This is a genomic window from Streptomyces sp. ISL-43 (genome assembly GCF_018614195.1).
GTDB lineage: Bacteria > Actinomycetota > Actinomycetes > Streptomycetales > Streptomycetaceae > Streptomyces.
This window is the reverse complement of record NZ_JAGGOT010000039.1, coordinates 1-26,236: the sequence shown is the minus strand read 5'-3', so window position 1 is coordinate 26,236 and position 26,236 is coordinate 1. Positions and strand designations below refer to the sequence as shown.

Annotated in this window: 21 protein-coding genes; 14 read left to right on the top strand and 7 right to left on the bottom strand. The window is 71.3% G+C overall.

What is annotated here, in order from left to right; translation table 11 throughout:
• Positions 1-88: 88 nt before the first annotated feature.
• Entirely contained in the window at positions 89-946 is an 858-nt protein-coding gene (locus tag J7F03_RS22875; RefSeq protein WP_308379933.1) for a helix-turn-helix transcriptional regulator, read from the top strand.
• Positions 943-1,185: a DUF397 domain-containing protein gene (locus tag J7F03_RS22870; protein ID WP_214952320.1), complete on the top strand. Its 243-nt coding sequence runs from the start codon at positions 943-945 to the stop codon at positions 1,183-1,185. Before J7F03_RS22875 ends, J7F03_RS22870 begins: the two co-directional genes overlap by 4 nt.
• A gap of 2 nt (positions 1,186-1,187) precedes the next feature.
• Here J7F03_RS22870 and J7F03_RS22865 read toward each other — a convergent pair whose 3' ends face one another.
• A complete protein-coding gene (locus J7F03_RS22865) occupies positions 1,188-1,928 on the bottom strand; it encodes a PP2C family serine/threonine-protein phosphatase (protein WP_214952544.1) in 741 nt (246 codons plus the stop codon).
• Between the two features lie 126 nt (positions 1,929-2,054).
• Between J7F03_RS22865 and J7F03_RS22860 the strand changes: the two genes are divergently transcribed.
• Positions 2,055-2,354 (top strand): hypothetical protein, encoded by a 300-nt coding sequence (locus J7F03_RS22860; protein ID WP_214952318.1) that lies wholly within the window; start codon positions 2,055-2,057, stop codon positions 2,352-2,354.
• 100 nt (positions 2,355-2,454) lie between these two features.
• On the opposite strand, the gene J7F03_RS22855 is transcribed toward J7F03_RS22860, so the two are convergent.
• Entirely contained in the window at positions 2,455-3,075 is a 621-nt protein-coding gene (locus J7F03_RS22855; RefSeq protein WP_214952316.1) for a TetR/AcrR family transcriptional regulator, read from the bottom strand.
• A gap of 126 nt (positions 3,076-3,201) precedes the next feature.
• On the opposite strand from J7F03_RS22855, the gene J7F03_RS22850 reads away from it, so the two are divergent.
• The gene (locus J7F03_RS22850) at positions 3,202-4,734 is read left to right on the top strand and encodes an APC family permease (protein ID WP_214952314.1); all 1,533 of its coding nucleotides are present in this window, start codon (positions 3,202-3,204) and stop codon (positions 4,732-4,734) included.
• Positions 4,686-6,284: an amidohydrolase gene (locus J7F03_RS22845; protein ID WP_214952312.1), complete on the top strand. Its 1,599-nt coding sequence runs from the start codon at positions 4,686-4,688 to the stop codon at positions 6,282-6,284. The genes J7F03_RS22850 and J7F03_RS22845 overlap by 49 nt, the downstream gene beginning before the upstream one ends.
• A gap of 62 nt (positions 6,285-6,346) precedes the next feature.
• On the opposite strand, the gene J7F03_RS22840 is transcribed toward J7F03_RS22845, so the two are convergent.
• The 3 genes from J7F03_RS22840 to J7F03_RS22830 all read right to left on the bottom strand — a co-directional run bounded on the left by J7F03_RS22840 (position 6,347) and on the right by J7F03_RS22830 (position 10,086).
• Positions 6,347-7,252, bottom strand: coding sequence for a phosphatase PAP2 family protein (locus J7F03_RS22840; protein ID WP_251072332.1), 906 nt, complete (start codon positions 7,250-7,252; stop codon positions 6,347-6,349).
• A 145-nt stretch (positions 7,253-7,397) separates the two neighbouring features.
• Entirely contained in the window at positions 7,398-8,438 is a 1,041-nt protein-coding gene (locus J7F03_RS22835; RefSeq protein ID WP_214952310.1) for a LacI family DNA-binding transcriptional regulator, read from the bottom strand.
• 25 nt (positions 8,439-8,463) lie between these two features.
• Complete coding sequence (locus J7F03_RS22830) at positions 8,464-10,086, bottom strand: glycoside hydrolase family 13 protein (protein WP_214952308.1); 1,623 nt, start codon at positions 10,084-10,086, stop codon at positions 8,464-8,466.
• A gap of 220 nt (positions 10,087-10,306) precedes the next feature.
• Here J7F03_RS22830 and J7F03_RS22825 point away from each other — a divergent pair, with 220 nt between their 5' ends.
• The 8 genes from J7F03_RS22825 (at position 10,307) to pulA (ending at position 24,247) form a co-directional block, all read left to right on the top strand.
• Positions 10,307-11,581, top strand: coding sequence for an extracellular solute-binding protein (locus J7F03_RS22825; protein WP_214952306.1), 1,275 nt, complete (start codon positions 10,307-10,309; stop codon positions 11,579-11,581).
• A gap of 6 nt (positions 11,582-11,587) precedes the next feature.
• Complete coding sequence (locus tag J7F03_RS22820; protein ID WP_214952304.1) at positions 11,588-12,640, top strand: carbohydrate ABC transporter permease; 1,053 nt, start codon at positions 11,588-11,590, stop codon at positions 12,638-12,640.
• Positions 12,637-13,500 carry a sugar ABC transporter permease gene (locus J7F03_RS22815; protein WP_214952302.1) on the top strand — a complete coding sequence of 288 codons (864 nt, stop codon included), beginning with the start codon at positions 12,637-12,639 and terminating at the stop codon, positions 13,498-13,500. Before J7F03_RS22820 ends, J7F03_RS22815 begins: the two co-directional genes overlap by 4 nt.
• 53 nt (positions 13,501-13,553) lie before the next feature.
• On the top strand, positions 13,554-15,155 hold the full coding sequence (locus tag J7F03_RS22810; protein ID WP_214952300.1) for a glycoside hydrolase family 13 protein: 1,602 nt from the start codon (positions 13,554-13,556) through the stop codon (positions 15,153-15,155).
• Positions 15,140-16,159 (top strand): LacI family DNA-binding transcriptional regulator, encoded by a 1,020-nt coding sequence (locus tag J7F03_RS22805; protein WP_214952298.1) that lies wholly within the window; start codon positions 15,140-15,142, stop codon positions 16,157-16,159. Before J7F03_RS22810 ends, J7F03_RS22805 begins: the two co-directional genes overlap by 16 nt.
• Before the next feature lie 144 nt (positions 16,160-16,303).
• Entirely contained in the window at positions 16,304-16,777 is a 474-nt protein-coding gene (locus J7F03_RS22800; protein ID WP_214952295.1) for a hypothetical protein, read from the top strand.
• A gap of 281 nt (positions 16,778-17,058) precedes the next feature.
• Positions 17,059-18,795, top strand: a complete 1,737-nt coding sequence (locus J7F03_RS22795) for a carbohydrate-binding module family 20 domain-containing protein (protein ID WP_214952292.1) — start codon at positions 17,059-17,061, stop codon at positions 18,793-18,795.
• Positions 18,796-18,835: 40 nt separating this feature from the next.
• On the top strand, positions 18,836-24,247 hold the full coding sequence (pulA, locus tag J7F03_RS22790) for a pullulanase-type alpha-1,6-glucosidase (RefSeq protein WP_251072331.1): 5,412 nt from the start codon (positions 18,836-18,838) through the stop codon (positions 24,245-24,247).
• A 34-nt stretch (positions 24,248-24,281) separates the two neighbouring features.
• On the opposite strand, the gene J7F03_RS22785 is transcribed toward pulA, so the two are convergent.
• Together J7F03_RS22785 and J7F03_RS22780 are read right to left on the bottom strand one after the other, a co-directional pair.
• Positions 24,282-24,818, bottom strand: a complete 537-nt coding sequence (locus J7F03_RS22785) for a GNAT family N-acetyltransferase (protein ID WP_308379929.1) — start codon at positions 24,816-24,818, stop codon at positions 24,282-24,284.
• 25 nt (positions 24,819-24,843) lie between these two features.
• Positions 24,844-25,554: a TetR/AcrR family transcriptional regulator gene (locus J7F03_RS22780; protein WP_214952290.1), complete on the bottom strand. Its 711-nt coding sequence runs from the start codon at positions 25,552-25,554 to the stop codon at positions 24,844-24,846.
• Positions 25,555-25,945: 391 nt separating this feature from the next.
• Between J7F03_RS22780 and J7F03_RS22775 the strand changes: the two genes are divergently transcribed.
• Positions 25,946-26,236: hypothetical protein (locus J7F03_RS22775; protein WP_214952288.1), on the top strand; the 291-nt coding region annotated here is incomplete at its 3' end.

Sequence of the window (26,236 nt, the reverse complement as noted above, 5' to 3'; positions counted from 1 at the left end):
CGATTCATGTCACTCAGCGTGGTCGGTCGTGCGTAACCTGAACAGGTAGGGGCGGTCCCGCTGTCCCGCCTGTCCCTCGGGGGTGGAAGTGCACGCAGAAGGCGCGGACGAGTCGAGCGAGTCGAGTTGGGAACTCGATCCGGAGGATGAATCGGGGGCGGTTATCGCCACCGTGGGCCGCCAGTTGAAAATGTGGCGGGAGGCGTCCGGGCTCGACCGCGCGCAGTTCGGTACGCGCATGGGATACGGGCCGGACTTGATCTACAAGATCGAGCGCGGTGCCCGAATTCCGCGCCCGGAGTACTTGGACAAGGCGGACGACATCCTCGGCGCGAGCGGCAAGATCGCCGCGATGAAGACCGACGTGGAAAAGGCCCGCCATCCCAAGAAGGTCCGGGACCTGGCCAGGCTGGAGGCCGACGCGGTCGAGATCGGTGCTTACGCCAACATCGTCGTGCACGGTCTGTTGCAGACGGAGGAGTACGCCCGCGCCCTGTACGAGCTCCGGCGGCCGGCGTATCGGGAGGAGCAGGTGGAGCGGCTCGTCTCGGCCCGGTTGGCCCGCCAGGAACTTGTCCGCCAACACCCGGCTCCGCTGCTGACCGTGGTGCAGGAGGAGTCGGTGCTCCGACGGCCGATCGGGGGCGCATCAGTGCTGCGCCGACAGCTCGAATTCCTGCTGGGGGTGGGGAAGTTACGGCATGTCGAGATCCAGGTGATGCCCACCGCCGTGGAGGAACATGCCGGCCTTGCTGGTTCGTTGCAGGTCATACGCCTCAAAGACGGTACGACGATCGGGCACAACGAGGTTCAGCTGGTCAGCCGCTTGATCACCGAGCCGAAAGAGGTCCAGGTCCTGGACATGCGCTATGGGATGATCCGAGCGCAGGCTCTCACGCCGCGGGAGTCGCGGACTTTCATCGAGAAGGTACTAGGGGAGACATGACAGCCTCCAACCCGACCTGGGTCAAGAGCAGCTACAGCGCCAGCGACAGCAACGACTGCGTCGAAGTCGCCTGGGTGAAGAGCAGCTACAGCACCAACGACGGTCCGGAGTGCGTCGAGGTCGCGGTCCTCCCCGAGGCGGTCCTCGTCCGGGACTCCAAGAACACGGACGGCCCCCGGCTCGCCGTCGGCCCGGCGGCCTGGACCGGGTTCGTCGGGTACGCGACCAGGCGTCGGTGACGTCATGCGCCGATGCGTACCAGCGCGAGGGTGATGTTGTCGGGGCCTCCGGCTTCGATGGCGGCCTTCCACAGCTCGAACGCCGCCTTGCCGTCGTCGTGCACCCGCAGCACATCGTGGATGGCTTCGTCGGGCACCGGGTCGGTCAGCCCGTCGCTGCACACCAGGTAGCGATCGCCCGTGGTCAGCGCGAGGTCCGCCACGTGGGGAGTGATCGTGCTGTGCCCGCGGCTTCCGCCGAGCGTCTGCGTGACGGCCGACGTGGTGCGGTGCCCCGGCGCCGGCGGCGGGCTGTCGTCCACGCTGACCTGGCGCAGCCCGTCCCCGGTCACGTGGAACACCTTGCTGTCACCGACGTTGAACGACAGCAGCGACTCCGGCAGTACGAGGGCGCCGGCGACCGTGGTCCCCATGGCGGTCAGGTCCGGACGGCCGGCGGCGGCTGAGTGCACCGCGCGGTTGCAGAGGTTCAGGGCGTCCTCGACGGCTTGGGCGCCGTCCAGTGAAGGGCCGAGCAAGGCGAGCTCGCGGACGACCAGCTCGCTGGCGACCTCGCCGGCCGGCTGCCCGCCGAGCCCGTCGGCGACCGCGACGACGAGCGGTCTGCCGAGGGGGAACAGAAGCGTCTGGGGGCTCAGGGTCGTGGTCCCGCACAGGGTCCACGGTCCGATGACCAGGCTGTCCTCGTTGTGATCGCGGACCAGCCCGACGTGACTCAGGGCGGTCACGGCTATGTACGCCACCACGACGTCCCGCCTTTCCGCAACGGCAGACGCGTCCCTCACCCCCATTGTCACGCCGCTCGGCATGCGGCGCGTGACCTGCCGGAGCACGCTGGTCCTGGGGCCCGAAGGAAAGGACTGCGGCGGATGTTCGCGAGGCTGAGCACCTACCAGGGATCACCGGTTCCGGCGGAGGGAGACCTGACCGCGAATTCGGAGGCGATCGTCCAGCAGGTTCGGGACGTTCCCGGCTTCCTGGGCGTGTACTACCTCGTCGACCGCGCCTCGGGTCAGGCCAAATCGCTGACCTTGTGGGAGGACGAGGGGACCATGCGGGCGAGCGAGGAGCGCGCCGCCCGGATCCGCGAGGAAACCGCGCAGCGGGAAGGCCAGCGGATCGTCTCGGTCGAACGCTTCGAGGTCGGATTCAGCCACCTGGAGCCGTAGGGAGCTGAACGGAGCCATAGGCGCCGGAACAGGTCCCGGCAGCGAAGCAGGCCCAGGCCCGTGACCTGGGCCTTCTCTCGGCGCGCCCGGCACGGTCAGGTCACCCTTCGCCACCCGGTTCCGCCCCGCCCCGCAGGTCCCTCGCGTACGCCAGGAAGGCCGCCAGGCCGACCTCGAAGGCGGCCTCCGCGCGCCCCGGCCCCTGCGCGGCCAGTGCCCCCGCCAGGAGCGGGGTCTGCGGGGTCGGCTCCCACATGGCGTCCGGTGCCGCGAGGTCCAGGGCCGAGCCCAGGACCAGGTTCTCCAGGCCCGTCAGCAGCGGCATCACCTGCTCCGCGCGGAATCCGGCCCCCAGCAGCAGCGCCACCGCCTGCTCGTACTGCGCGAGCACCGCGGGCGCCCGTACCGGTGTGGTCATCAGCAGCGGGATGGCCCGTGGGTAGGCGGCGAAGGCGGCCCGGTAGGAGCGCGCCCAGGCCTCCAGGGCCCCGTCCCAGGGCTCGGCGGCCAGGGTTCCGCCGTCGATTCCGGCGCACACCCGCTCCCGTACCAGCTCGATCACCCCGGCCCGGCCGTCCACGTGGTGATACAGCGACCCGGTCTGCACCCCGAGCGCCCGGGCGACCTGCGGGACGCTGAACTCGCCCTGTTCCGCCAGCAGTTGCAGGGCGGCAGCGCCGATCCGCTCCCGGTCGAGCAAGGGGGTGCGCGGCCGCGCCATCGTATTTCTCCCGCCGTCAGGTCTTCCCGTACGCCAAAACCGGAGGCTACATTGCCGCAAACCGAAAGCCTTTAGGTTTCCGCCTCCCCGCCGACGCCGCTTGCCGTACGCAGAAGGGTGCCTCCCATGTCCGAAACGCCAGAGCCACCAAGACCCGGTACCGGAACCGACCTGCGCCGCGGAGCGCTCGGTACCGCCGACATCTCCTTCTTCGTCGTCTCAGCCGCCGCACCGCTCACCGTCATGGCCGGCGTCGCCCCCGTCGCGATCCTCCTCGGCGGCATCGGCGCCCCCGCCGGCTACCTCCTCGCCGGCCTCACCCTCGCGATCTTCGCCGTCGGCTTCACCACCATGAGCCGCCACGTCCGCAGCGGCGGCGCCTTCTACGCCTACATCGCCCGAGGCCTCGGCAAGCGCGTCGGCATCGGCGCCGCCCTGCTCGCCCTCGTCGGCTACAACGGCATGGAGATCGGCGTCTACGGCCTTCTCGGCACCACCACCGCCGACACCGCCCACGCCCTGGCCGGCACCGACGTCCCCTGGCTGCCCGTCTCCCTCGCCGGCCTCGCCCTCATCTGGTACGGCGGCTTCCGCTCCATCGACTTCGGCGCCAAGCTGCTCGGCGTCCTGCTCGTCGCCGAGACCGGGATACTCATCCTGCTCGCGGGCGGCGTCCTCCTCGAGGGCGGCGCCCACGGGCTCTCCCTCGGCTCCTTCGCCCCCGGCGCGGTGTTCGTCCCCGGCACCGCCGCCGTCCTGGCCTTCGCCTTCGCCGCGTTCACCGGCTTCGAGTCCACCGTCATCTACCGCCGCGAAGCCCGCGACCCCGACCGGACCATCCCGCGCGCCACCTACATCGCCGTCGCCTTCCTCGGACTCTTCTACGCCTTCGTCGTCTGGACCGTCATCCAGGCCTTCGGCGCCGAGGAAGTCATCACCGCCGCCACCGAGGACCCCGGCGGCCTCTTCTTCGCGGCCATCACCACCTACGTCGGCCCCTGGGCGGCCGACCTGATGCACGTCTTCATCGTCACCAGCGTCATCGCCTCCCTCCTCGCCTTCCACAACGCCATCAACCGGTACGTGCTCGCCCTCGCCGAAGAAGGCGTACTGCCCGCAGCCCTCGGCCGGATCCACCCGCGCCACGGCTCTCCGTACCTCGCCGGCCTCGCCCAGACCGCCCTCGGCGCCGTCATCGTCCTCGGCTTCGCCCTCGCCGGAGCCGACCCGTACCAGCAGCTCCTGCTCTGGGTGAACACCCCCGGCATGGTCGGCCTCATGGCCCTGATGCTGCTCGCCGCCATCGCCGTACCGGTCTACTTCCGCCGGATCGCCCACGACGAGGGCCCGTGGCGGACACTGGTCGCGCCCGTCACCGCCGCCGTCCTGCTGGCCGTCGCGATCTGCCTGGTCGTCTCCAAGGTGGACCTGTTCACCATGGCCTCCACCACCGTCAACACCGTCCTCGTCGCCCTCGTCCCCGCCGTCTTCGCGGCCGGCCTCGTCCTCGCCCAGCGGCTGAAGACCCACCGCCCCGAGGTGTACGCACGCTTCGCCGAAGAGCCCGCCGCCGCAACCGGACCCGTCACCCCCGAAGGAGAAGAACAGCCGTGCCCGCTGCCGACACCGTCCTCACCGGAGCCCGCGTCCGCACCCTAGACCCCGACCGCCCCGAGGCCCGCGCGGTAGCCGTCCTCGGCGGCGAGATCGTCGCCGTCGGCGACGAGGCGGACGTACGCGACTGGCGCGGCCCCGGCACCGAAACCGTCGACCTGGCCGGCGCCACCCTCACCCCCGGCCTCACCGACGCCCACAGCCACCCCGTCTGGGGCATCGAGATGGCCGCCGGTACGGACCTCTCCGCCGTCACCGACCTCGACCAGCTCCGCACCGCCCTGCGCGAGGCCGGCCGCGGCCCCGGCGGCTGGGTCCTCGGCCACGGCCTCGACCACAACGCCTTCGGCGGCCGCCCCGTCGACAAGGCGCTGATCGAGGACGCCCTCGCCGGCGCCCCCGCCCTCCTGCGCCTCTACGACGGCCACTCCGCCCTCGCCTCCGGCGAGGCCCTGACCGCCGCCGGGATCACCGGCCCGCGCACCTTCGCCCAGCGCTCCGAGATCGTCTGCGACGACGCCGGGCGGCCCACCGGCCACCTCATCGAACACGCCGCGATGGACCTGGTGGGCTCCCTCGCGCCGAAGCCCACGTACGCGGAGCGTCGCGGCAGCCTCACCCGGCTGCTCGCCGACATGGCGGCCACCGGCCTGACCGGCGCCCACGTCATGGACCTCGGCGACGACGTACCGGCGCTGCTCGCGAGCGTCGAGTACGAGGGCGACCTGCCGCTGCGGCTGCGGCTGTCCCCCTGGTGCATGCCGGGCGCGACCGACGGCGACCTGGACGATCTGATCGGGATCCAGCGGCTCGCCGGCCGGCACTGGCAGGTCGACGGCGTGAAGTTCTTCATGGACGGCACCGTCGAGGGCGGCACCGCCTGGCTGGAGCACGCCGACTGCCACGGCCGGGGCACCGACGCCTTCTGGCCCGACCCGCACGCCTACGCCCGGGCGGTACGGGTCCTCGACGCGGCCGGGGTCCGCACCGCGACCCACGCCATCGGCGACGCGGCGGTCCGCCACGTCCTGGACACCGTGGCCTCACTGGGCGAGCAGGCCCGGACGCGGCACCGGATCGAGCACATCGAGACGGTCCCCGACGACCAGCTGAAGCGGTTCGCGGAGCTCGGGGTGATCGCCTCGATGCAGCCGCCGCACACCGCGTACACCCGGGCCGACCACGGCGACGAGTGGTCCAAGCGGCTGGGGGCGGAGCGGGCCGGACGCGCCTGGCGCTGCCGGGACCTGCGCGAAGCCGGTGCGGTGCTCGCCATCGGCTCGGACTGGCCGATCGCCCACTACGACGCCCGTCGGGTGCTGGCCGTGGCCCGCAGCCCGCTCGGAGCGGCCTCGGCCGGTACGCCGGCCTGGCGCGGGGCGGCCCTGACCGGGCTGATGGCCCTGGAGGGCATGACCTCGCACGCCGCGCTCGCGGCGGGGGAGGAGCGGGTGGCGGGCCGGATCGCGACCGGGTTCCGGGCGGATCTGACGGCCCTCGGGCTGGATCCGGTGGACACCCCGGCGGACGAGCTGGCGCAGGCCCCGGTCCGGCTGACGATGTCGGGCGGCCGCATCACGCACCGAACGGGGTGAGGCTCAGAGCCGGAGGCGGCTGAGCTCCGAAGGCGGCTCCGAAAAAAGGCTCCGAAAGCGGGTCAGCGCCGGAAGCGGTTCAGTGCCGGAATGCCCAGGACGGCCGCCGCCACCGGGTGGCGGCCCGTTTCCTCGGGCCGGCGCGGCAGCCGGTGCGGGAGGGACCCGTACCAGGTGCGGGAGACGGCGTAGCCGAAGGCCAGGCAGAGCATGCCGCCGACGGCGTCGAGCCAGAAGTGGTTGGCGGTGGCCACGATCACGATCAGCGTCGCGGTCGGGTAGAGCAGGCCCAGGATCCGGGCCCAGGGGGCGGAGGCGACCGCGAAGATCGTCAGCCCGCACCAGAGCGACCACCCTATGTGCATGGAGGGCATGGCCGCGTACTGGTTCGACATGTGCTTGAGGTTGCCCGAGGCCATGGAGCCCCAGGTGTGGTGCACCAGCACGGTGTCGACGAAGTTCTGCCCGTTCATCAGCCGGGGCGGCGCGAGCGGGTAGAAGTAGTAGCCGACCAGGGCCACGCCCGTGGTGGCGAAGAGGACGAGCCGCGTGGCCGCGTAGCGCCCCGGATGGAAACGGTAGATCCACACCAGGACGCCGATGGTCATGACGAAGTGGAGCGTGGCGTAGTAGTAGTTCATGCCCACGATCAGCCACGTCACCGAATTGACGGCGTGGTTGACGGACTCCTCCACGGCGATGCCGAGGGTCCGCTCCGTCCGCCAGATCCAGTCGGCGTTCGCGAGGGCGGCCGCCTTCTGCTCGGGCACGGCGTTGCGGATCAGCGAGTAGGTCCAGTAGCTGACCGCGATCAGCAGGACCTCGAACCAGATCCGGGGCCGGCGGGGCGCCCGTAGCCGGGAGAGCAGGGCACGCTCGGACGGCGCCGGGCGGTCCTGGCTCTCGGTCACGGTGGGTGACGAGACGTCCGTCCGGGTTTCCAGTGTCTTCACGCTCGCTTCACCCATAGGGAGAGAGTCTGCCAGATCCGTTCTCGCCTTCGATCATCCCTTGGGACGGTCTTGGCCGCAGCCCCTCCGCCTCCTGGACGACTCGATCCCTTGCGCCCCTAAGGGTTTCGGGACCAAGGGGACGAGAGGGGCACCAGGGGCCTCAGGGGCGCGCGGGACCCCTGCCCTGCTGCGGCCCGGACGCGGTCGAACCGCGGACCACCAGCTCGGGCAGGAAGACGAACTCGCTGTGCGGCGCCGGGGTGCCGCCGATCTCCTCCAGCAAGGTCCGCACCGCGGCCTGGCCCATGGCCTGCACGGGCTGGCGGATCGTGGTCAGCGGCGGGTCCGTGAACGCTATGAGCGGGGAGTCGTCGAAGCCCACGACCGAGACGTCCTGCGGGACCTTGAGCCCCTGCTGCCGCGCGGCCCGGATCGCACCGAGCGCCATCATGTCGCTCGCGCACACCACCGCCGTGCAGCCCCGCGCGATGAGCGCGGCCGCGGCGGCCTGGCCGCCCTCCAGCGTGTAGAGGGAGTGCTGGATGAGCTCCTCGATCTCGTCCTCGCCGAGTCCGAGCCGCTCCTTCATGCCGAGCCGGAAGCCCTCGATCTTGCGGAGGACCGGCACGAACCGCTTGGGTCCGACGGCCAGCCCGATCCGGGTGTGCCCGAGCGCGGTCAGGTGGGTCACCGCGAGCTGCATGGCGGCCCGGTCGTCGGGGGAGACGAAGGGGGCCCGCACCTTGTCGGAGAAGCCGTTGATGAGGACGTACGGGACGCCCTGTCCGCGGAGTTGGTCGTAGCGGCCCATGTCGGCCGTGGTGTCCGCGTGGAGCCCGGAGACGAAGATGATGCCGGAGACCCCGCGGTCGACGAGCATCTCGGTCAGCTCGTCCTCGGTGGACCCGCCGGGCGTCTGCGTGGCCAGCACCGGCGTGTACCCCTGCCGGGTCAGGGCCTGGCCGATGACCTGGGCGAGCGCCGGGAAGATGGGGTTGTCCAGCTCGGGGGTTATCAGGCCGACGAGCCCCGCGCTGCGCTGGCGCAGTCGTACGGGGCGTTCGTAGCCGAGAACGTCGAGGGCGGCCAGCACGGATTCACGGGTGCCTGCGGCCACACCGGGCTTGCCGTTGAGCACGCGGCTGACTGTGGCTTCGCTGACCCCCGCTTGGGCTGCGATGTCGGCTAGCCGTGCGGTCACGGGATTGGACTGTACCGGTCGCACGCTACAAAGCCCACCAGGTGCACGAATCCGGGGGAAGCCGGACGGTACGGCCGTCCGTCTCCACCGGAGAGCTGGAGAGAACGGGGCGTCCGGGGGAGGGGAGTTCGAGCACGGCGGGCCGGGTGTTGAGGGTGCAGGCGAAGCCGGGCCGGGTGAAGAGGAGGACGTCCTTGGGCGCGGACAGCCAGGTCGGCGGCCCGGCGTCGGGGGCGCCGAGGCCGGGCAGCGCGCGGCGCAGTTCCAGGGCGGCGCGGTACAGCTCCAGGGTGGAGTGCGGGTCGCCGGTCTGGGCGGCCACGCTCAGGCCGCCCCAGTCGGCGGGCTGGGGCAGCCAGCTGCCGCCGTCGCCGAAGTCGTACGGGGCTTCGCCGCCGGACCACGGGATCGGTACCCGGCAGCCGTCGCGCAGCCCGTCCTGGCCCTCGCCCCGGGCGAAGGCCGGGTCCTGGCGGACCGAGTCCGGAAGGTCGAGCACCTCCGGCAGACCCAGCTCCTCGCCCTGGTAGACGTACGCCGACCCGGGCAGCGCCAGCATCAGCAGAGCGGCAGCCCTCGCCCGGGCCAGACCCCGCTCCCCACCCCCGTACCGCGTCACATGACGCACCACATCGTGGTTCGACAACACCCACGTCGTCGGAGCACCGACCGAGGAGGTGGCGGCCAGGGACTCGTCGATGACCTTCCGCATCGCTGCCGGGTCCCACGGGCAGTTCAGGAAGCGGAAGTTGAAGGCCTGGTGCAGCTCGTCGGGGCGGACGTAGAGCGCCAGCCGCTCCGAGGTGGGCGCCCAGGCCTCGGCGACCCCGATGCGCGGGCCCTCGTAGGAGTCGAGCAGCCGCCGCCAGGAGCGGAGGATCTCGTGGACCCCGTCCTGGTCGAAGAAGGGGAGCGGCTCGGTGCCGATCAGCGTGGCCTGCGCGCCGTGGCCGATGTCCGGCAGCCCCGGGGCCTTGACCATGCCGTGGGCCACGTCGACGCGGAAGCCGTCGATGCCGAGGTCGAGCCAGAACCGCAGGACGGAGGCGAACTCCTCCGCGACCTCCGGGTGCTCCCAGTTCAGGTCGGGCTGCTCGGGGGCGAAGAGGTGCAGGTACCACTCTCCGTCGGGGGTCCGGCTCCAGGCCGGCCCGCCGAAGACCGACTTCCAGTCGTTGGGGGGCTCGGCGCCGCCGGGGCCGCGCCCGGGGCGGAAGTGGTAGAGGTCCCGGGCTCCGGGGACGCCGGCCAGGGCCTCGCGGAACCAGGGGTGCTGCTCGGAGGTGTGGTTCGGCACCACGTCCACGATGACGCGCAGGCCGAGCGCGTGGGCGGAGTCGACGAGGGCGTCGGCGTCGGAGAGGTCCCCGAAGAGCGGGTCGACGGCCCGGTAATCGGCGACGTCGTAGCCGCCGTCCGCCTGCGGGGAGACGTAGAAGGGGGTCAGCCACACCGCGTCGACCCCCAGCCGGGCCAGGTGGGGGAGGCGCTCACGGACCCCGCGCAGGTCCCCGAAGCCGTCGCCGTCGCTGTCGGCGAAGGAGCGCACGTACACCTGATAGATGACGGCATCGCGCCACCAGCCGCCGCTTGCGGTGGCATTGCTGGAAGCGCTTGCAAGCCGGGAGGCGGTCAACTCGTGGGTCATATCGGGTCAACGCGAGTGCATGCCCCCTGGTTGCGGGCCCGGACAGTCGAAGAAGGTTCGAACTAACAGCAAGCTGCGGCAACCGTACGGACACACGGATGTAACGATCAGCTTCTCTTGCAGAAATTTGCCGCAAGCTCTTTCGGACGGCTTGCAGGCTTGTTACGTTCTCGGCAACTCAGGACCGCGAGGCGCGGCCGGGATCTTCGAAGGAGTTCATATGCGGCGTGGCATAGCGGCCACCGCGCTGGTCGCGACTCTGGCGCTCGCGGCGACGGCTTGCGGCGGTGACGGCAAGAACGACAGCGGCGACACCAAGGCCGGCGGAGAGCTTTCCGGCACGGTCACCTGGTGGGACACCTCGAACGACGCCGAGAAGGCGTCGTTCCAGAAGATCGCCGAGGCGTTCACCGCCAAGCACCCCAAGGTGACCGTCAAGTACGTCAACGTTCCGTACGGTGACGCCCAGAACAAGGTCAAGAACGCCTTCAGCAGCGGCTCCGAGGCCCCCGACGTGATCCGCGCCGACGTGGGCTGGGTCGCCGACTTCGCCTCCCTCGGCTACCTCGCCGAGGTCCCGGCCGACACGGCCAAGAAGGTCGACGCCGAGTTCCTGCCCCAGGCCGCGGCCAGCGGCAAGTACGAGGGCAAGACCTACGGCGTCCCGCAGGTCATCGACACGATGGGCCTCTTCTACAACAAGAAGATGCTCGCCGACGCCGGCGTCCAGCCCCCCAAGACGCTGGAAGAGCTGAAGACCGCCGCCGCCGCCATCAAGGCCAAGACCGGCAAGGCCGGCCTCTACCTGCGCGGCGACGACTCCTACTGGTTCCTCCCGCTCATCTACGGAGAGGGCGGCGACCTCGTCGACGCGAAGACCAAGACGGTCACCGTCGACAACGCCGCGGGCGTCAAGGCCTTCAAGGCCGCCCGCGACCTGGTCACCTCCGGCGCGGCGATCACCAACGCCACCGACGGCTGGACCAACATGCAGACCGCCTTCAAGTCGGGCGAGGCCGCCATGATGATCAACGGCCCCTGGGCCGTGGCCGACAGCTACGCGGGCGACCAGTTCAAGGACAAGGCCAACCTCGGCATCGCCGCGGTCCCGGCCGGCTCCGTCAAGGCGGGTGCCCCGCAGGGCGGCCACGACCTCGCCGTCTACGCGGGCTCCAAGAACATCACCGCCGCGCAGGCCTTCGTCGACTACATGACCTCGCAGGAGGTGCAGGTCCAGTCCGCCAAGGAGCTGAGCCTGCTCCCGACCCGGACCGCCGCCTACGAGCAGCCCGAGGTCAAGGCCAGCGAGATGGTCCAGTTCTTCAAGCCGGCCGTCGACAAGGCCGTCGAGCGCGCCTGGATCCCGGAGAACGGCTCCCTCTTCGAGCCGCTCAAGGTCGAATACACCAAGGCGATCACCGGGGCGACGAGCCCGGAGGACGCGGCCAAGGCGGCCGGCGTCGAATTCCGCAAGATCCTCAAGGGCTGGAAGTAACGAACCATGGCTGCTCACACCAGCCAGTCGGTGGCGAAGGCCGCGGGCAGCGAGGTCGGTCCTGACGCCGACCCCGCCGCCCGCGGCCGGAGCCGCAGGACTGACCGCGGGAACCGCCCCGGACTCGGCAACCGCCCCGGACTGAGGCGCGCGCTGGCCACCCACTGGTACGCCTGGGCCATGGTCACCCCGGTGGTGCTCGTCCTCGGCGTGATCATCGGCTGGCCGCTCGTCCGCGGCATCTACCTGTCGCTGACCGACGCCACCGAGCGCAACGTCGCCCGGACGATCGGCGCCAACCACATCGAGGCGACGTACCAGTTCGTCGGACTCGACAACTACGCCACCGTCCTCGCCGACCCGGTGTTCCTGCAGCGGCTGGTGTGGACGGTGCTGTGGACCGTCGCCTGCGTGTCGATCACCTTCACGCTCGGCCTCGCCCTCGCCACCATGCTCAACCGGGACTTCAAGGGCCGCGCCGCCTACCGGATGGCGCTCATCCTGCCCTGGGCCGTGCCCGGATTCGTCTCCGTCTTCGCCTGGCGGTTCCTCTTCAACCGCGACAACGGCATCCTCAACAAGCTCCTCGAAGGCGGCGGCATCACCGCCGTCCCGTGGCTCGACGACCCGACCTGGGCCAAGCTCTCGGTCATCGCCGTCAACGTCTGGCTCGGCGTCCCCTTCATGATGGTCGCCCTGCTCGGCGGGATGCAGTCCATCCCCGGCGAGCTCTACGAGGCCGCCGAGATGGACGGGGCCGGCCCCTGGCAGCGCTTCCGCCACATCACCCTGCCCGGACTGCGCGCGGTCAGCATGACGGTGATCCTGCTCTCCACCATCTGGACCTTCAACATGTTCCCGGTGATCTTCCTGCTCACCCGGGGCGGACCGGGCGACTCCACCGAGATCCTGGTGACCCAGGCCTTCCGCGAGGCGTTCGTGACGAGCCCGCGCGACTTCGCCGGCTCGGCGACCTGGGGCGTACTGATCCTCCTGCTGCTCATGATCTTCGCGCTGGTCTACCGGCGCTCGCTGCGCAAGCAGGGAGAGGTGTGGTGACCGTGACGACCTCGCCCAAGACCGCCGTCCGCCCCCGCGGCCGGCGCTCCCCGCTCGCCTCCGCGGGCCTGCACGCCACGCTGATCGGCGCGTCCGTGATCGCCGTCTTCCCGGTGCTGTGGGTCCTGCTGACCTCGATCAAACCCGCGAAGCACGCCATCACCACGGACTTCGTGAAGGAACCGACCCTCGACAACTACCGCTACCTGGTGGAGTCGACGTCCTTCCTCACCTGGTTCGGCAACTCCGTCCTGGTCGCCGGCATCACCACCGTCCTCGGGGTGTTCATCGCCGCCACCACCGGATACGCCGTCAGCCGCTTCAAGTTCCCCGGAATGAAGCCGCTGATGTGGACCCTGCTCATCACGCAGATGTTCCCGATGGCCATCCTCATCGTCCCGCTCTACAACCTCATGGGACAGCTGGGGCTGCTGAACCAGTCGCTCGGCCTGATCATCACCTACCTCACCATCGCCGTGCCGTTCTGCGCCTGGATGATGAAGGGCTTCTTCGACACCATCCCGGTGGAGATCGACGAATCCGGCCGCGTCGACGGGCTCAACCCCTTCGGCACCTTCTGGCGCCTCATCCTCCCGCTGGCCAAGCCCGGCCTCGCCGTCACCGGCTTCTACGCCTTCATCACCGCCTGGGGCGAAGTCGCCTACGCCTCCGCCTTCATGGTCGGGGACGAGCACCTCACCCTGGCCGGAGGCCTGCAGACCTTCGTCACCCAGTACACCTCCAACTGGGGTGCGATGAGCGCGGCCTCCGTCCTCATCGCCATCCCCGCGGCGTTCTTCTTCCTCTTCGCCCAGCGTCACCTCGTCGCCGGGATGACGGCAGGCGCGACCAAGGGCTGACCACCCCGCGCCCCGCCCCTCGTACCGCCCGGCCCGACCTCTCCAAGGACGACATGACCCAGCACCTCGCCGACGCACTCCCCACCTCCACCGGCACCCTGCCCGGCTGGTGGAGAGAAGCGGTGATCTACCAGGTCTATCCGCGCAGCTTCGCCGACTCCAACGGGGACGGCATGGGGGACCTCGAAGGCATCCGGAGCCGGCTGCCCTACCTGAAGGAACTCGGCGTCGACGCCGTGTGGCTCAGCCCCTTCTACGCCTCCCCGCAGGCCGACGCGGGCTACGACGTCGCCGACTACCGGGCCATCGACCCGATGTTCGGCACGCTGCACGACGCCGACGCCGTGATCCGCGAAGCCCACGCGCTGGACCTGCGGATCATCGTGGACCTGGTCCCCAACCACTGCTCCGACCAGCACGAATGGTTCAAGCAGGCGCTGCGCGAGGGCCCCGGCTCCCCGCTGCGCGAACGCTTCCACTTCCGGGCCGGATCCGGCGAGGACGGCACCGAGCCGCCCAACGACTGGGAGTCGATCTTCGGCGGGCCGGCCTGGACCCGAGTCGCCGACGGAGAGTGGTACCTCCACCTCTTCGCCCCCGAACAGCCCGACTTCAACTGGGAACACCCCGCGGTCCAGGACGAGTTCCGCTCGATCCTGCGCTTCTGGCTCGACCTCGGCGTCGACGGCTTCCGCATCGACGTCGCCCACGGCCTCGTCAAGGCTCCCGGCCTGCCCGACCTCGGCCGGGGCGGGCAGCTCAAACTGCTCGGCAACCAGGTCCTGCCCTTCTTCGACCAGGACGGGGTCCACGAGATCTACCGCTCCTGGCGGACCGTGCTCGACGAGTACGCGGGCGACCGCATCGGCGTCGCCGAGGCGTGGACGCCGAGCGCGGACCGCACGGCCATGTACCTGCGCCCCGACGAGCTCCACCAGGCGTTCAACTTCCACTACCTGAACACCGGGTGGGACGCGCAGGCGCTGCGCGCCACCATCGACGACTCGCTGGACGCGATGCGCCCGGTCGGTGCTCCGACGACGTGGGTGTTGTCGAACCACGATGTGGTGCGTCATGTGACGCGGTACGGGGGTGGGGCGCGGGGTCTGGCCCGGGCGAGGGCTGCCGCTCTGCTGATGCTGGCGCTGCCCGGGTCGGCGTACGTCTACCAGGGCGAGGAGCTGGGTCTGCCGGAGGTGCTCGACCTTCCGGACTCGGTCCGCCAGGACCCGGCCTTCGCCCGGGGCGAGGGCCAGGACGGGCTGCGCGACGGCTGCCGGGTACCGATCCCGTGGTCCGGCGGCGAAGCCCCGTACGGCTTCGGCGACGGCGGCAGCTGGCTGCCCCAGCCCGCCGACTGGGGCGGCCTGAGCGTGGCCGCCCAGACCGGCGACCCCGCCTCGACGCTGGAGCTGTACCGCGCCGCCCTGCGGATCCGCCGCGAGCACCCCGAACTGGGCGCCGGCGACGCCGTCGAGTGGCTGGAGGCCCCCGCGGGCGTCCTCGCCTTCCGCCGGGGCGACTTCACCTGCACGGTGAACACGACGGACGAGCCGGTACGCATACCCGCGCCGGGCACCGCCCTGCTGTCGAGCGGGGACCTTGCCGACCCGGACGTACTGGCACCCGACACGGCGGTGTGGTGGCGGGGGTGACTTCGCCGCTCCGGCTGACGGACATCGCCGCGCAGGCCGAGGTCAGCGAGGCGACCGTCAGCCGCGTCGTCAACGGCAAATCGGGCGTCGCGGCCGGCACCCGGCACAAGGTGCTGGCCGCCATGGACCTGCTGGGCTACGAACGCCCGGTAAGGCTGCGCCGGCGCAGCAACGGCCTGGTCGGCCTGCTGATACCGGAGCTCACCAACCCCATCTTCCCGGCGTTCGCCCAGGTCATCGAGCAGGCGCTGGCGGGGCACGGCTACACGCCGGTGCTCTGCACGCAGACCCCGGGCGGGGCCACCGAGGACGAGCTGGTGGAACAGCTGGAGGAGCGCGGGGTCACGGGCATCGTCTTCCTGTCGGGCCTGCACGCGGACTCCTCCGCCGACCCGTCCCGCTACCAGCGGCTCGCGGCCCGGGGCGTCCCGTTCGTCATGATCAACGGCTTCAACGAACAGGTCCAGGCCCCGTTCATCTCCCCGGACGACCGCGCGGCGGCGGACATGGCCGTCCGCCACCTGGAGGACCTGGGCCACCGCAGGATCGGCCTCGCCATCGGGCCGACGCGCTACGTCCCGTCGGCCCGCAAGGAGGCGGGCTTCAAGGCCGCGCTTCCCTCGGCCGCGGCCGACGGGCTGATCCAGCGCACCCTGTTCACGGTGGAGGGCGGCCACGCGGCGGGCGGAGCCCTGCTGGACCGCGGCTGCACGGGCATCGTGTGCGGCAGCGACCCCATGGCCCTGGGCGTCATCCGCGCGGCGCGCGAGCGGGGGCTGCGCGTCCCGGAGGACGTCTCGGTGGTCGGCTTCGACGACTCCCCGCTGATCGCCTTCACGGACCCGCCGCTGACCACGATCCGCCAGCCGGTGCGCGCGATGGCGACGGCGGCGGTCGGAGCCCTCCTCGAAGCGGTGGCCGGGACCCCGGTCCAGCGCACGGAGTACGTCTTCCAGCCGGAGCTGGTGGTCAGGGGGTCGACGGGACAGGGGCCGGGGCACTGAGCGGGCGGCCGATCCGGCTGCCCGCAAGTGATCTTGATACTTAAGTACTACGCGCGAATCCCACTCCACAGCGGGACGCGGCCTAAAAGCTCCCCGCGGGAGCATGAGCCTGTCACCGAGGCCCACCCAGCGGGGAGCAGCACGATGTCCAGTCAGAAGACCACCATGCTCGGCACCCTCGTTCCGGCCCTCCGGACGTGGGGTGCGCGGGCCGCGCGCACGGCCTTGGCGCTCCCGGTGGGACTCGCGAGCGTCGCCCTCACCGGAGTCGGCCAGGGCCGGCGGGCCGACCGGCTGCAGACCTGGGCCAGCGGCGCCCCCGGCTGGACCGCCCCGCGCGTCACGGCCCGAATACTCCTCGGCCTCCCGCTGGACCTCGCCGCCCTCGTCCTCGGCGCGTACTCGGTGTTCAACACGGTGCGCAACCTCGGATACCCGATCTGGTACGGCGCCACCGACTACCACCAGGCCTGGGGCGGCCCCACCCTGGCCGGCGTCTGGCTGGTCCACGCACTCGGCTGGCTGGCCTGCCTGTACGTCATCGGCTGGATCCTCAAGGCAATGGCCCGCGCCCAGCACGCGATAGCCAGCCGCGTCACGCGCACGCCGGCGCTTTGAGCGGGGGCTGCGGGGTGGGGGCTGCGGGGTGGATGGCCTGTGCTGCGGGTGCCCCGCCAACCCGACGCCCCACCCCTCCACCCTCACCCCCGCCCAGCCGTCAACGCCCGGCTCGCCGTCCCGCCGCCCCCGGCCACCCCCACGAAACAATTCTGCAATCTCTTGCGCAAACTCTTGCAGCACCCCCGCCTGGCACCTACGGTCGCTCCAATCCCCAACTCGGCCGCGACCGGTCTCCCACCACCGCTCGGTCCGTGCCTCTCCGCCAGGAGGAACGCCGCATGTTCACCCCCGCTCGCGCCGCCAGAGCCGCCGCCGCGCTGCTTTCCGTATCCGCCGTGACCGCCCTGTCCGCCCTCGCCGTCATCGGAGGCCCCGCGCCGCAGGCCGTGGCCGCCGCGCCCGGGGAGAAGGACGTCACCGCCGTGCTCTTCGAGTGGCGGTTCGACTCCGTGGCCAAGGCCTGCGGCGACAGCCTCGGGCCCGCCGGGTACGGCTACGTCCAGGTCTCGCCCCCGCAGGAGCACATCCAAGGGTCCCAGTGGTGGACCTCGTACCAGCCCGTCAGCTACCGGATAGCCGGGCGGCTCGGTGACCGGGCGGCCTTCAAGGCGATGGTCGACGCCTGTCACGCCGCCGGAGTGAAGGTCGTCGCCGACTCCGTCATCAACCACATGGCCGCCTCCGACGGCACCGGGACCGGGGGGACTTCGTACACGAAGTACAACTACCCGGGGCTGTACTCCGGGACCGACATGGACGACTGCCGGGCGACGATCTCCACCTACACCGACCGCGCCAACGTCCAGAACTGCGAGCTGGTCCAGCTCGCCGACCTCGACACCGGCGAGGACTACGTGCGCGGCCGGATCGCCGGCTATCTCAACGACCTGCTGTCCCTCGGCGTCGACGGCTTCCGGATCGACGCCGCGAAGCACATGCCCGCCGCCGACCTCGCCAACATCAAGTCCCGGCTGGCGAACCCGAACGCCTACTGGAAGCAGGAGGCGATCTACGGCGCGGGCGAGGCCGTCTCGCCGTCCGAGTACCTGGGCAGCGGCGACGTGCAGGAGTTCCGCTACGCCCGCGACCTCAAGCGGGTCTTCCAGAGCGAGAACCTCGCCTACCTGAAGAACTTCGGGGAGGCCTGGGGCCACATGCCCTCCGGCCAGGCCGGCGTCTTCGTCGACAACCACGACACCGAGCGCGGCGGCGACACCCTCAGCTACAAGGACGGGTCCGCCTACACCCTCGCCAGCGTGTTCATGCTGGCCTGGCCCTACGGGTCCCCGGACGTGCACTCCGGCTACGAGTGGACCGACCGTGACGCCGGCCCGCCCAACGGCGGGACCGTGAACGCCTGCTACTCCGAGGGCTGGAAGTGCCAGCACGCCTGGCGCGAGATCTCCTCGATGGTCGGCTTCCGCAACGCGGCGCGCGGGCAGGCCGTCACCAACTGGTGGGACAACGGGGGCGACCAGATCGCCTTCGGGCGCGGTGCCAAGGCGTACGTGGCGATCAACCACGAGGGCTCGGCGCTCACCCGGACGTTCCAGACCTCCCTCGCGGCCGGCGACTACTGCGACGTGCAGAGCGGCCGCGCGGTCACCGTGGACTCCGGCGGGCGGTTCACCGCCACCCTCGGCGCGGGTACGGCCGTCGCCCTGCACGTCGGTGCCCGGACCTGTGCCGGTACGGGTACACCCGTGCCCGACCCGGTCCCGGCCGCCGGAGCCTCCTTCGCCGTCAACGCCACCACCGTCCTCGGCCAGAACGTCTACGTCACCGGTGACCGCGCCGAGCTCGGCAGCTGGAACACCGGCAGCGCCCTCAAGCTCGACCCGGCCGCCTACCCCGTCTGGAAGCTGGACGTCTCGCTCCCGCCCGGCACGGTCTTCGCGTACAAGTACGTCCGCAAGGACGCCGCCGGGAACGTCACCTGGGAGAGCGGGGCCAACCGCTCCGCGACCGTCCCCGCGAGCGGCAAGGTCACGCTGAACGACACCTGGCGCAACTGACCCTCCCGTCCCGCCCGTCCCGCACCCGAGGAGAACCCTCTTGATACGCCCCGCCGCGGGAGTGCTCGCCGCCGCCCTGGCCGTGACGCTCCTGCCCGCCCTCCCCGCCGCCGCGGCGGCCGCCAAGGCGCCGCCGGCCCCGCCCTCGGACGCCAAGCTGGCGGCCGAGCCCGCGCGGCACGATCTGACCCGGGAGCAGTTCTACTTCGTGCTCCCGGACCGGTTCGCGAACGGCGATCCGCGCAACGACCGGGGCGGCCTGACCGGTACCCGGCTGGAGACCGGTCTGGACCCGACGGACAAGGGCTTCTACCAGGGCGGCGACCTCAAGGGGCTGACCGACCGGCTCGACTACATCAAGGGGCTCGGCACCACGGCCATCTGGATGGCGCCGATCTTCAAGAACCAGCCGGTGCAGGGGACGGGCAAGGACGCGTCGGCCGGCTACCACGGCTACTGGATCACCGACTTCACCCAGGTCGACCCGCACTTCGGGACCAACGCCGACCTGGAGCGCCTGATCGACAAGGCGCACGGGAAGGGCATGAAGGTCTTCTTCGACGTCATCACCAACCACACCGCCGATGTCGTCGACTACCGGGAGGCGTCCTACGAGTACCTCTCCAAGGGCGCCTTCCCCTACCTGGCCAAGGACGGCGTGCCCTTCGAGGACAACACTGCGTTCCATTCGGGAGCGGCCGCCGACGGCGGGAAGAAGTTCCCGGCCGTGGACAACGACTCCTTCCCGCGGACACCCTTCGTCCCGGACGCGAAGAAGAACCTCAAGTCGCCGTCCTGGCTCAACGACCCGGCGATGTACCACAACCGGGGCGACTCCACCTTCGCCGGCGAATCGTCCGACCAGGGCGACTTCTTCGGCCTCGACGACCTGTGGACCGAGCGTCCCGAGGTCGTGGAGGGGATGGAGAAGATCTACGAGAAGTGGGTCAAGGACTTCGACATCGACGGCTTCCGGATCGACACGGTCAAGCACGTCAACACCGGCTTCTGGTCGCAGTGGGCCACCGCCCTCGACAAGTACGCGGCCCGGCGCGGCCGCGAGGACTTCTTCATGTTCGGCGAGGTCTACTCGGCCGACACGGCCGTCACCTCCCCGTACGTGACGCGGGGCCGCCTCGACGCCACGCTCGACTTCCCGCTGCAGGAGGCGATCCGCTCCTACGCCTCCCAGGGCGCGGGAGCCCAGCGGCTGGCCTCCGTCTTCGGTGACGACTACCGGTACACGACGGACAAGGCGAACGCGTACGAGCAGGTCTCCTTCCTCGGCAACCACGACATGGGCCGCTTCGGGACCTTCCTGAAGCAGGACCGGCCGGGCGCGGGGGAACAGGAGCTGCTGGGCCGCTACCGGCTGGCGAACGAGCTGATGTTCTTCTCACGGGGCAATCCGGTCGTCTACGCCGGTGACGAGCAGGGCTTCACCGGCGCCGGCGGCGACAAGGACGCGCGTCAGCCGCTCTTCGCCTCGCAGATCGCCGACTACCTGGACGACGACCAGCTCGGAACGGTGCGCACACACGCGAGCGATGCTTACGATCCGGAGCACCCGCTCTACAAGCAGATCAGTGCTCTCTCGAAGCTGACGAAGGACCACCCGGCCCTGCGGGACGGCGTCCAGAGTGAACGTTTCTCCGACGGTTCGGCCTACGCCTTCGCCCGCACCGACGCCCGGACGCGCACCGAGTACCTGGTCGCCGCCAACAACGGCACCGAGCCCCGCACCATCGAGCTCGACGCCCCGGCCGGCGCCCAGTACCGCACTCTGTACGGAGGAGGAGCAGCCGCCGGCACCGCGCTCGTGCGCGCCTCCGCCACCGGCAAGCTCACCGTCACCGTCCCCGCGCTCGGCTCGGTGGTCCTCCAGGGTGCCGCCCCGCTCGCCGCCCCCGCCGCCAAGCCCGCCGTCACCCTCAAGGCACCGGCCCCCGGCGCCACCGGCACCGTCGAGCTCACCGCCGACGTCACCGGCGGCGGCCTGAACCGGGTCGTCTTCGCAGCCCAGACCGGCAACGGCAAGTGGCAGGTCCTCGGCTCCGCCGACCACGCCCCGTACAAGGTCACCCAGCACATCGACGGTGCCACCGCCCCCGCGGGCACCGCCCTGCGCTACAAGGCCGTCGTCGTCGACTCCGCCGGCCGCACCGCGAGCGCCCTCGCCGGGTCCACCGCCGGCCAGGCCCCGCCCGCCGAGATCCCCACCGCCACCCAGCGCGACTACGCCGTCGTCCACTACAACCGCCCCGACGGCGACTACACCGACTGGCGCCTCTACGCCTGGGGCGACCTCGCCGACGGAGAGGCGACCCCCTGGCCCGCCGGCCACGACTTCACCGGCCGCGACGCGTACGGCGCCTTCGCCTACGTGAAGTTGAAGCCCGGTGCGAGCAGCGTCGGTTACCTCGTCATCGACAAGAACGGCAACAAGGACGTCGCCGCCGACCGCACCATCGACGTGACGAAGACCGGCGAGGTCTGGCTCGAGCAGGGCAAGGAAGCCCCGCGCCCCGAGCGCCCCGCCTACCCGCCGCAGGACACCGCGAAGGCCGTCCTGCACTACCAGCGCCCCGACGGCGCCTACGACGGCTGGGGCCTGCACGTCTGGACCGGCGCGGCGAACCCGACCGAGTGGTCCAAGCCGCTGCTTCCCACCCGCACCGACTCCTACGGCGCGGTGTACGAGGTCCCGCTCGCGGCCGGGGCGACCAGCCTCAGCTACATCCTCCACAAGGGCGACGAGAAGGACCTGCCCTCCGACCAGTCCCTCGACCTGAAGGCCACCGGCCACGAGGCGTGGATGCTGGGCGGCAAGGACAAGTACCTCCTTCCGCAGCCCGCCGGTTCGGCCGCGGCCCTCGACCTCACCAAGGCCCAGGCCGTCTGGATCGACCGCGACACCCTCGCCTGGAACGCCCCGCCCGCCGCCGCCTCCCTCCAGCTCCTCGCCTCCCGCGACGGCAAGGTCAAGGCGGAGAACGGCACCCTGACCGGCACCGAGGCCGCCGCCTGGCTCCGCCTGGCCAAGACCGAGCTCACCGCCGCGCAGAAGCAGAAGTTCCCGCACCTGGCCTCGTACGCCGCGTTCACCATCGACCCGCGCGACCGCGACCGCGGCCGGATCCAGGAAGCGCTGCGCGGCCAGCTCGTGGCGAGTGCCCGTACGGCCGGCGGCGCCGTCCTGGCCGCCACCGGCGTCCAGCTCGCGGGCGTACTCGACGACCTGTACGCGAACGACGCCCCGCTCGGCCCCGTCTTCAAGGACGGCCGCCCCGCCCTCTCCGTCTGGGCCCCCACGGCCCGGGAGGTCGCCCTCGAACTCGACGGGGACGGCGGCCGCACCGTCGCCATGCACCGCGACGACGCCACCGGCGTCTGGTCGGTGCGCGGCGACCGGAGCTGGACCGGCAAGCGGTACCGCTTCGCCGTCACCGTCTGGGCGCCGGCCGCCGGGCAGGTCGTCCGGAACCTGGTCACCGACCCGTACTCCACGGCCCTGACCACGGACTCCACGTACAGCCTGGCCGTGGACCTGGCCGACCCGAAGCTGGCCCCGCCCGGCTGGCGCGACCTGAAGAAGCCCGCGCCCGTCCCCTTCACCTCCGCGCAGATCCAGGAGCTGCACATCCGCGACTTCTCGGTCGCGGACCGCACCACCACCCACGCCGGCCAGTACCTGGCCTTCGCGGACACCGGCTCTGACGGCATGCGCCACCTGCGCGACCTGGCCGCCGCCGGGACCTCCTACGTCCACCTCCTGCCCGCCTTCGACATCGGCACCATCCCCGAGAAGGCGGCGGACCGCACCGAGCCCGCCTGTGACCTGAAGGTCTACGCCCCGGACTCGCAGGAGCAGCAGGCCTGCGTGGCGGCCGCGGCCGCGAAGGACTCGTACAACTGGGGCTACGACCCGCTGCACTACACGGTCCCCGAGGGCTCCTACGCGAGCGACCCGAACGGCACGGCGCGCACGGTGGAGTTCCGCCGCATGGTGCAGTCCCTGAACGGCGCGGGCCTGCGCACGGTCATGGACGTGGTCTACAACCACACGGTGGCGTCCGGCCAGTCGGACAAGTCGGTCCTGGACCGCATCGTCCCCGGCTACTACCAGCGGCTCCTGGCCGACGGATCCGTCGCGACGTCCACCTGCTGCGCCAACACCGCGCCCGAGAACGCCATGATGGGCCGTCTCGTCGTGGACTCGGTGGTCGCCTGGGCCAAGCAGTACAAGGTCGACGGCTTCCGCTTCGACCTCATGGGCCACCACCCGAAGGCCAACATCCTGGCGGTGCGCGCCGCCCTCGACGCGCTGACCGTCGCCAAGGACGGCGTGGACGGGAAGAAGATCGTCCTCTACGGGGAGGGCTGGAACTTCGGCGAGGTCGCCGACGACGCCCGCTTCGTCCAGGCCACCCAGCGGAACATGGCCGGCACCGGCATCGCCACCTTCTCCGACCGGGCCCGCGACGCGGTGCGCGGCGGCGGCCCCTTCGACGAGGACCCGCGCGTACAGGGCTTCGCGTCCGGCCTGTTCACGGCGCCGAACTCATCCCCGGCGAACGGCACTTCGGAACAGCAGCGGGTCCGGCTGCTGCACGGCCAGGACCTGATCAAGGTCGGGCTGACCGGCAACCTCGCCTCGTACGCCTTTACGGACTCCACCGGCCGCGAGACCAAGGGCTCCGAGGTGGACTACAACGGCTCCCCGGCCGGGTACGCGGCCGCCCCCGGCGACGCGCTGGCCTACGTCGACGCGCACGACAACGAGTCGCTCTTCGACGCCCTGAAGTACAAGATTCCGGAGGGTACTTCGGCCGCCGACCAGGCCCGTTCGCAGGTCCTGGCGATGTCCGTCGCCGCCCTCTCCCAGGGCCCGTCGCTCTCCCAGGCGGGCACGGACCTGCTCCGCTCCAAGTCCCTGGACCGCAACTCGTACGACAGCGGCGACTGGTTCAACGCCATCCACTGGGACTGCCGCGACGGCAACGGCTTCGGGCTCGGCCTGCCGCCGGCCGCCGACAACCGCTCGAAGTGGCTCTACGCCCAGCCGCTGCTGGCCGCGGGAGCCGCCCCGGGCTGCGCGGAGATCACCGGAGCCTCGGCCGCCTACCGCGACCTGCTGAAGATCCGTACGACGGAGCCGGCCTTCGCCCTCACGACGTCCGAGGCGGTCCAGTCGAAGCTGGCCTTCCCGCTGTCGGGAACCGCGGAGACCCCGGGCGTGATCACGATGACCCTGGGCAACCTGGTGGTCGTCTTCAACGCCACCCCCGCCGCCCAGACCCAGCGCGTCCCCGCCCTCGCCGGCACGGGCTACGCCCTGCACCCGGTGCAGGCCGCGGGCTCCGACGCGGCGGCCCGGCAGGCGGCGTACGACACGGCGAAGGGAGAGTTCACGGTCCCGGCCCGCACGGTGGCCGTCTTCAAGCGGGGCTGAGCCGGGGGCGGGGCGGATCCTGCGAGGGGGCGGGTCAGACGAGCGTGAGCTGATCGAGCCGCTTCTCCAGCAGGATCACCCCGTAGACCCTGCCGTCCTTCCCCACCTTGTTGGGGAGCTCCCCGGTCACCCGGTAGCCCGCGCCCTGGTAGTACGCGAGCAGCCGGGGGTTGGTGGAGACGCAGTCCAGCCGCGCCCGTTCGCGGCCGGTCCTGGCGATACGCCGCTCGGCATGTTCGAGCAGCCGCCGGCCGGCCCCGGCGGGCGCGGCCTCGCGTTCGACCATCAGCCGGTGCACGTAGCCGGCGACGGGCGGCTGGATGCCCCAGGCCTCCTCGTCGGACCACCACAGCTCGTAGGCCCCGACCACCCGCCCGTCGGAGTCCCCGCCGAGCCACACCTCGCCGTCGCCCATCCGCGCACGGAAGTGGTCGACATCCTTCTCGCCGGGCTTCCACTGGTCGATCCCATTGGCCCGCATCCACCGGGAGGCCTGGTCGTACAGCGCCACCAGGGTGCCGGCGTCCTTCGCCTCGGCCTGCCGGAACAAGATCCCGTCGTCAATCATCACGCGAGCATTATGACCACCCGGATGATCAACGCGGAGCGGGCACCCCGGCCGGAACGAGCGCCACCAGCCGCCCCACCAGTTCCCCGAACGGCCCGTCGGCCGGCTCGTCCGCGAGGATCCGTACGAGGATGCCCGCCATCTCCGCGTCGTACGCGGCACTGACCGCGGCCAGCGCCGCGAAGTCGTGCACGAGCTGCAACTCCAGCTCGGAGCGCGGGATCTCCCGGCCGTCCAGCCAGAGCAGTGCCGTCGACTCGGCCAGCGACACCCACGACCGCACGACGAGCGCGAGGCGCGCGGGCGGCTTGTCGACGCCCAGGTGCGCGAGGATCTGCTCGTACGCGGCCTGGCGGACCTCGTCGATCATCGCGTTGGCCCGGCTGCTCCCGATGGCCGGCCCGCCCCGCATCAGCGCCGAGAACCCGGGCCCGTGGTCGTCGACGAAGGCGAAGAACCGCCCCATCACCCGCAGCAGCCGCGACCCGAGCGAGCCCTCCTGCGGCTCCACGAACCGCAGCGCCAGCTCATCGGCGGCCCGCCGCAACGCAGCCTCGTACAGGCTCAGTTTGCCCGGAAAATAGTGGTAGACGAGCGGCCGCGATATCCCCGCGGCCGCCGCGATCTCGTCGATGGACACATCGTCGGGCGACCGGTGGCTGAACAGCTCCAGCGCCACCCCGATCAGCTGCTGCCGCCGCTCCTCGACACCCATCCTGCGCCGCACCCCGGTTGTCATGCGGCCCACCCTACTGCGCGCCCCCACCGGCCCCCGCCGGAGGCCGCCGTCCCCGCCGGCGGCCCGCCGCGGCGCGGCTTCGTGCGGAGCCTGGATGTCCGGAAAGCGGTGGTCGGCGGGCGGCTGAGACGCCCCCGCCACCGTTTCCCGCCGACCGGATCGCGTCGGTCTCCCGGGTGTCCCCTGAGCGCCTACTGCCCCTCCCCTCAAGGGCGTTAACCCCTTTGGCCTGCGGCTTTAACGGGCGTTTAGCCCTGGAGGGTGCACTCCGGGTGTCTGCCGCAGGGGTGCGGCTGGATTCGTTTCACGCCGGATCGGGGATCCGGTGTCACTTGGGGAAGTTGACAACATGCCTTCAGACAGAGGCCGACTTTGGCGTGCCGTCGCCACGGTGCTCGGCGCGGTGCTCGTGGTGAGCGCCGCACCTTCGTTCACTTCGGTGGCGGATGCTGCCGCCGCTCCACCGGTCAGCGAGAGCGATCAGGCGCTCAAGGACGCGAAGAAGTCCGGTAAGCCCGTCGAGGTGATGGGTGAGCGCACCGATTCGTCGACGACGTTCGCGAATCCGGACGGCAAGTCCTTCCGCCTGGACACCTCGGCCGTCCCGGTCCGGGTGAAGGCGAAGAGCGGCTCGGGCTGGGTCGCGCCGGACGCCACGCTCGAGGTCCGTGCGGACGGGACG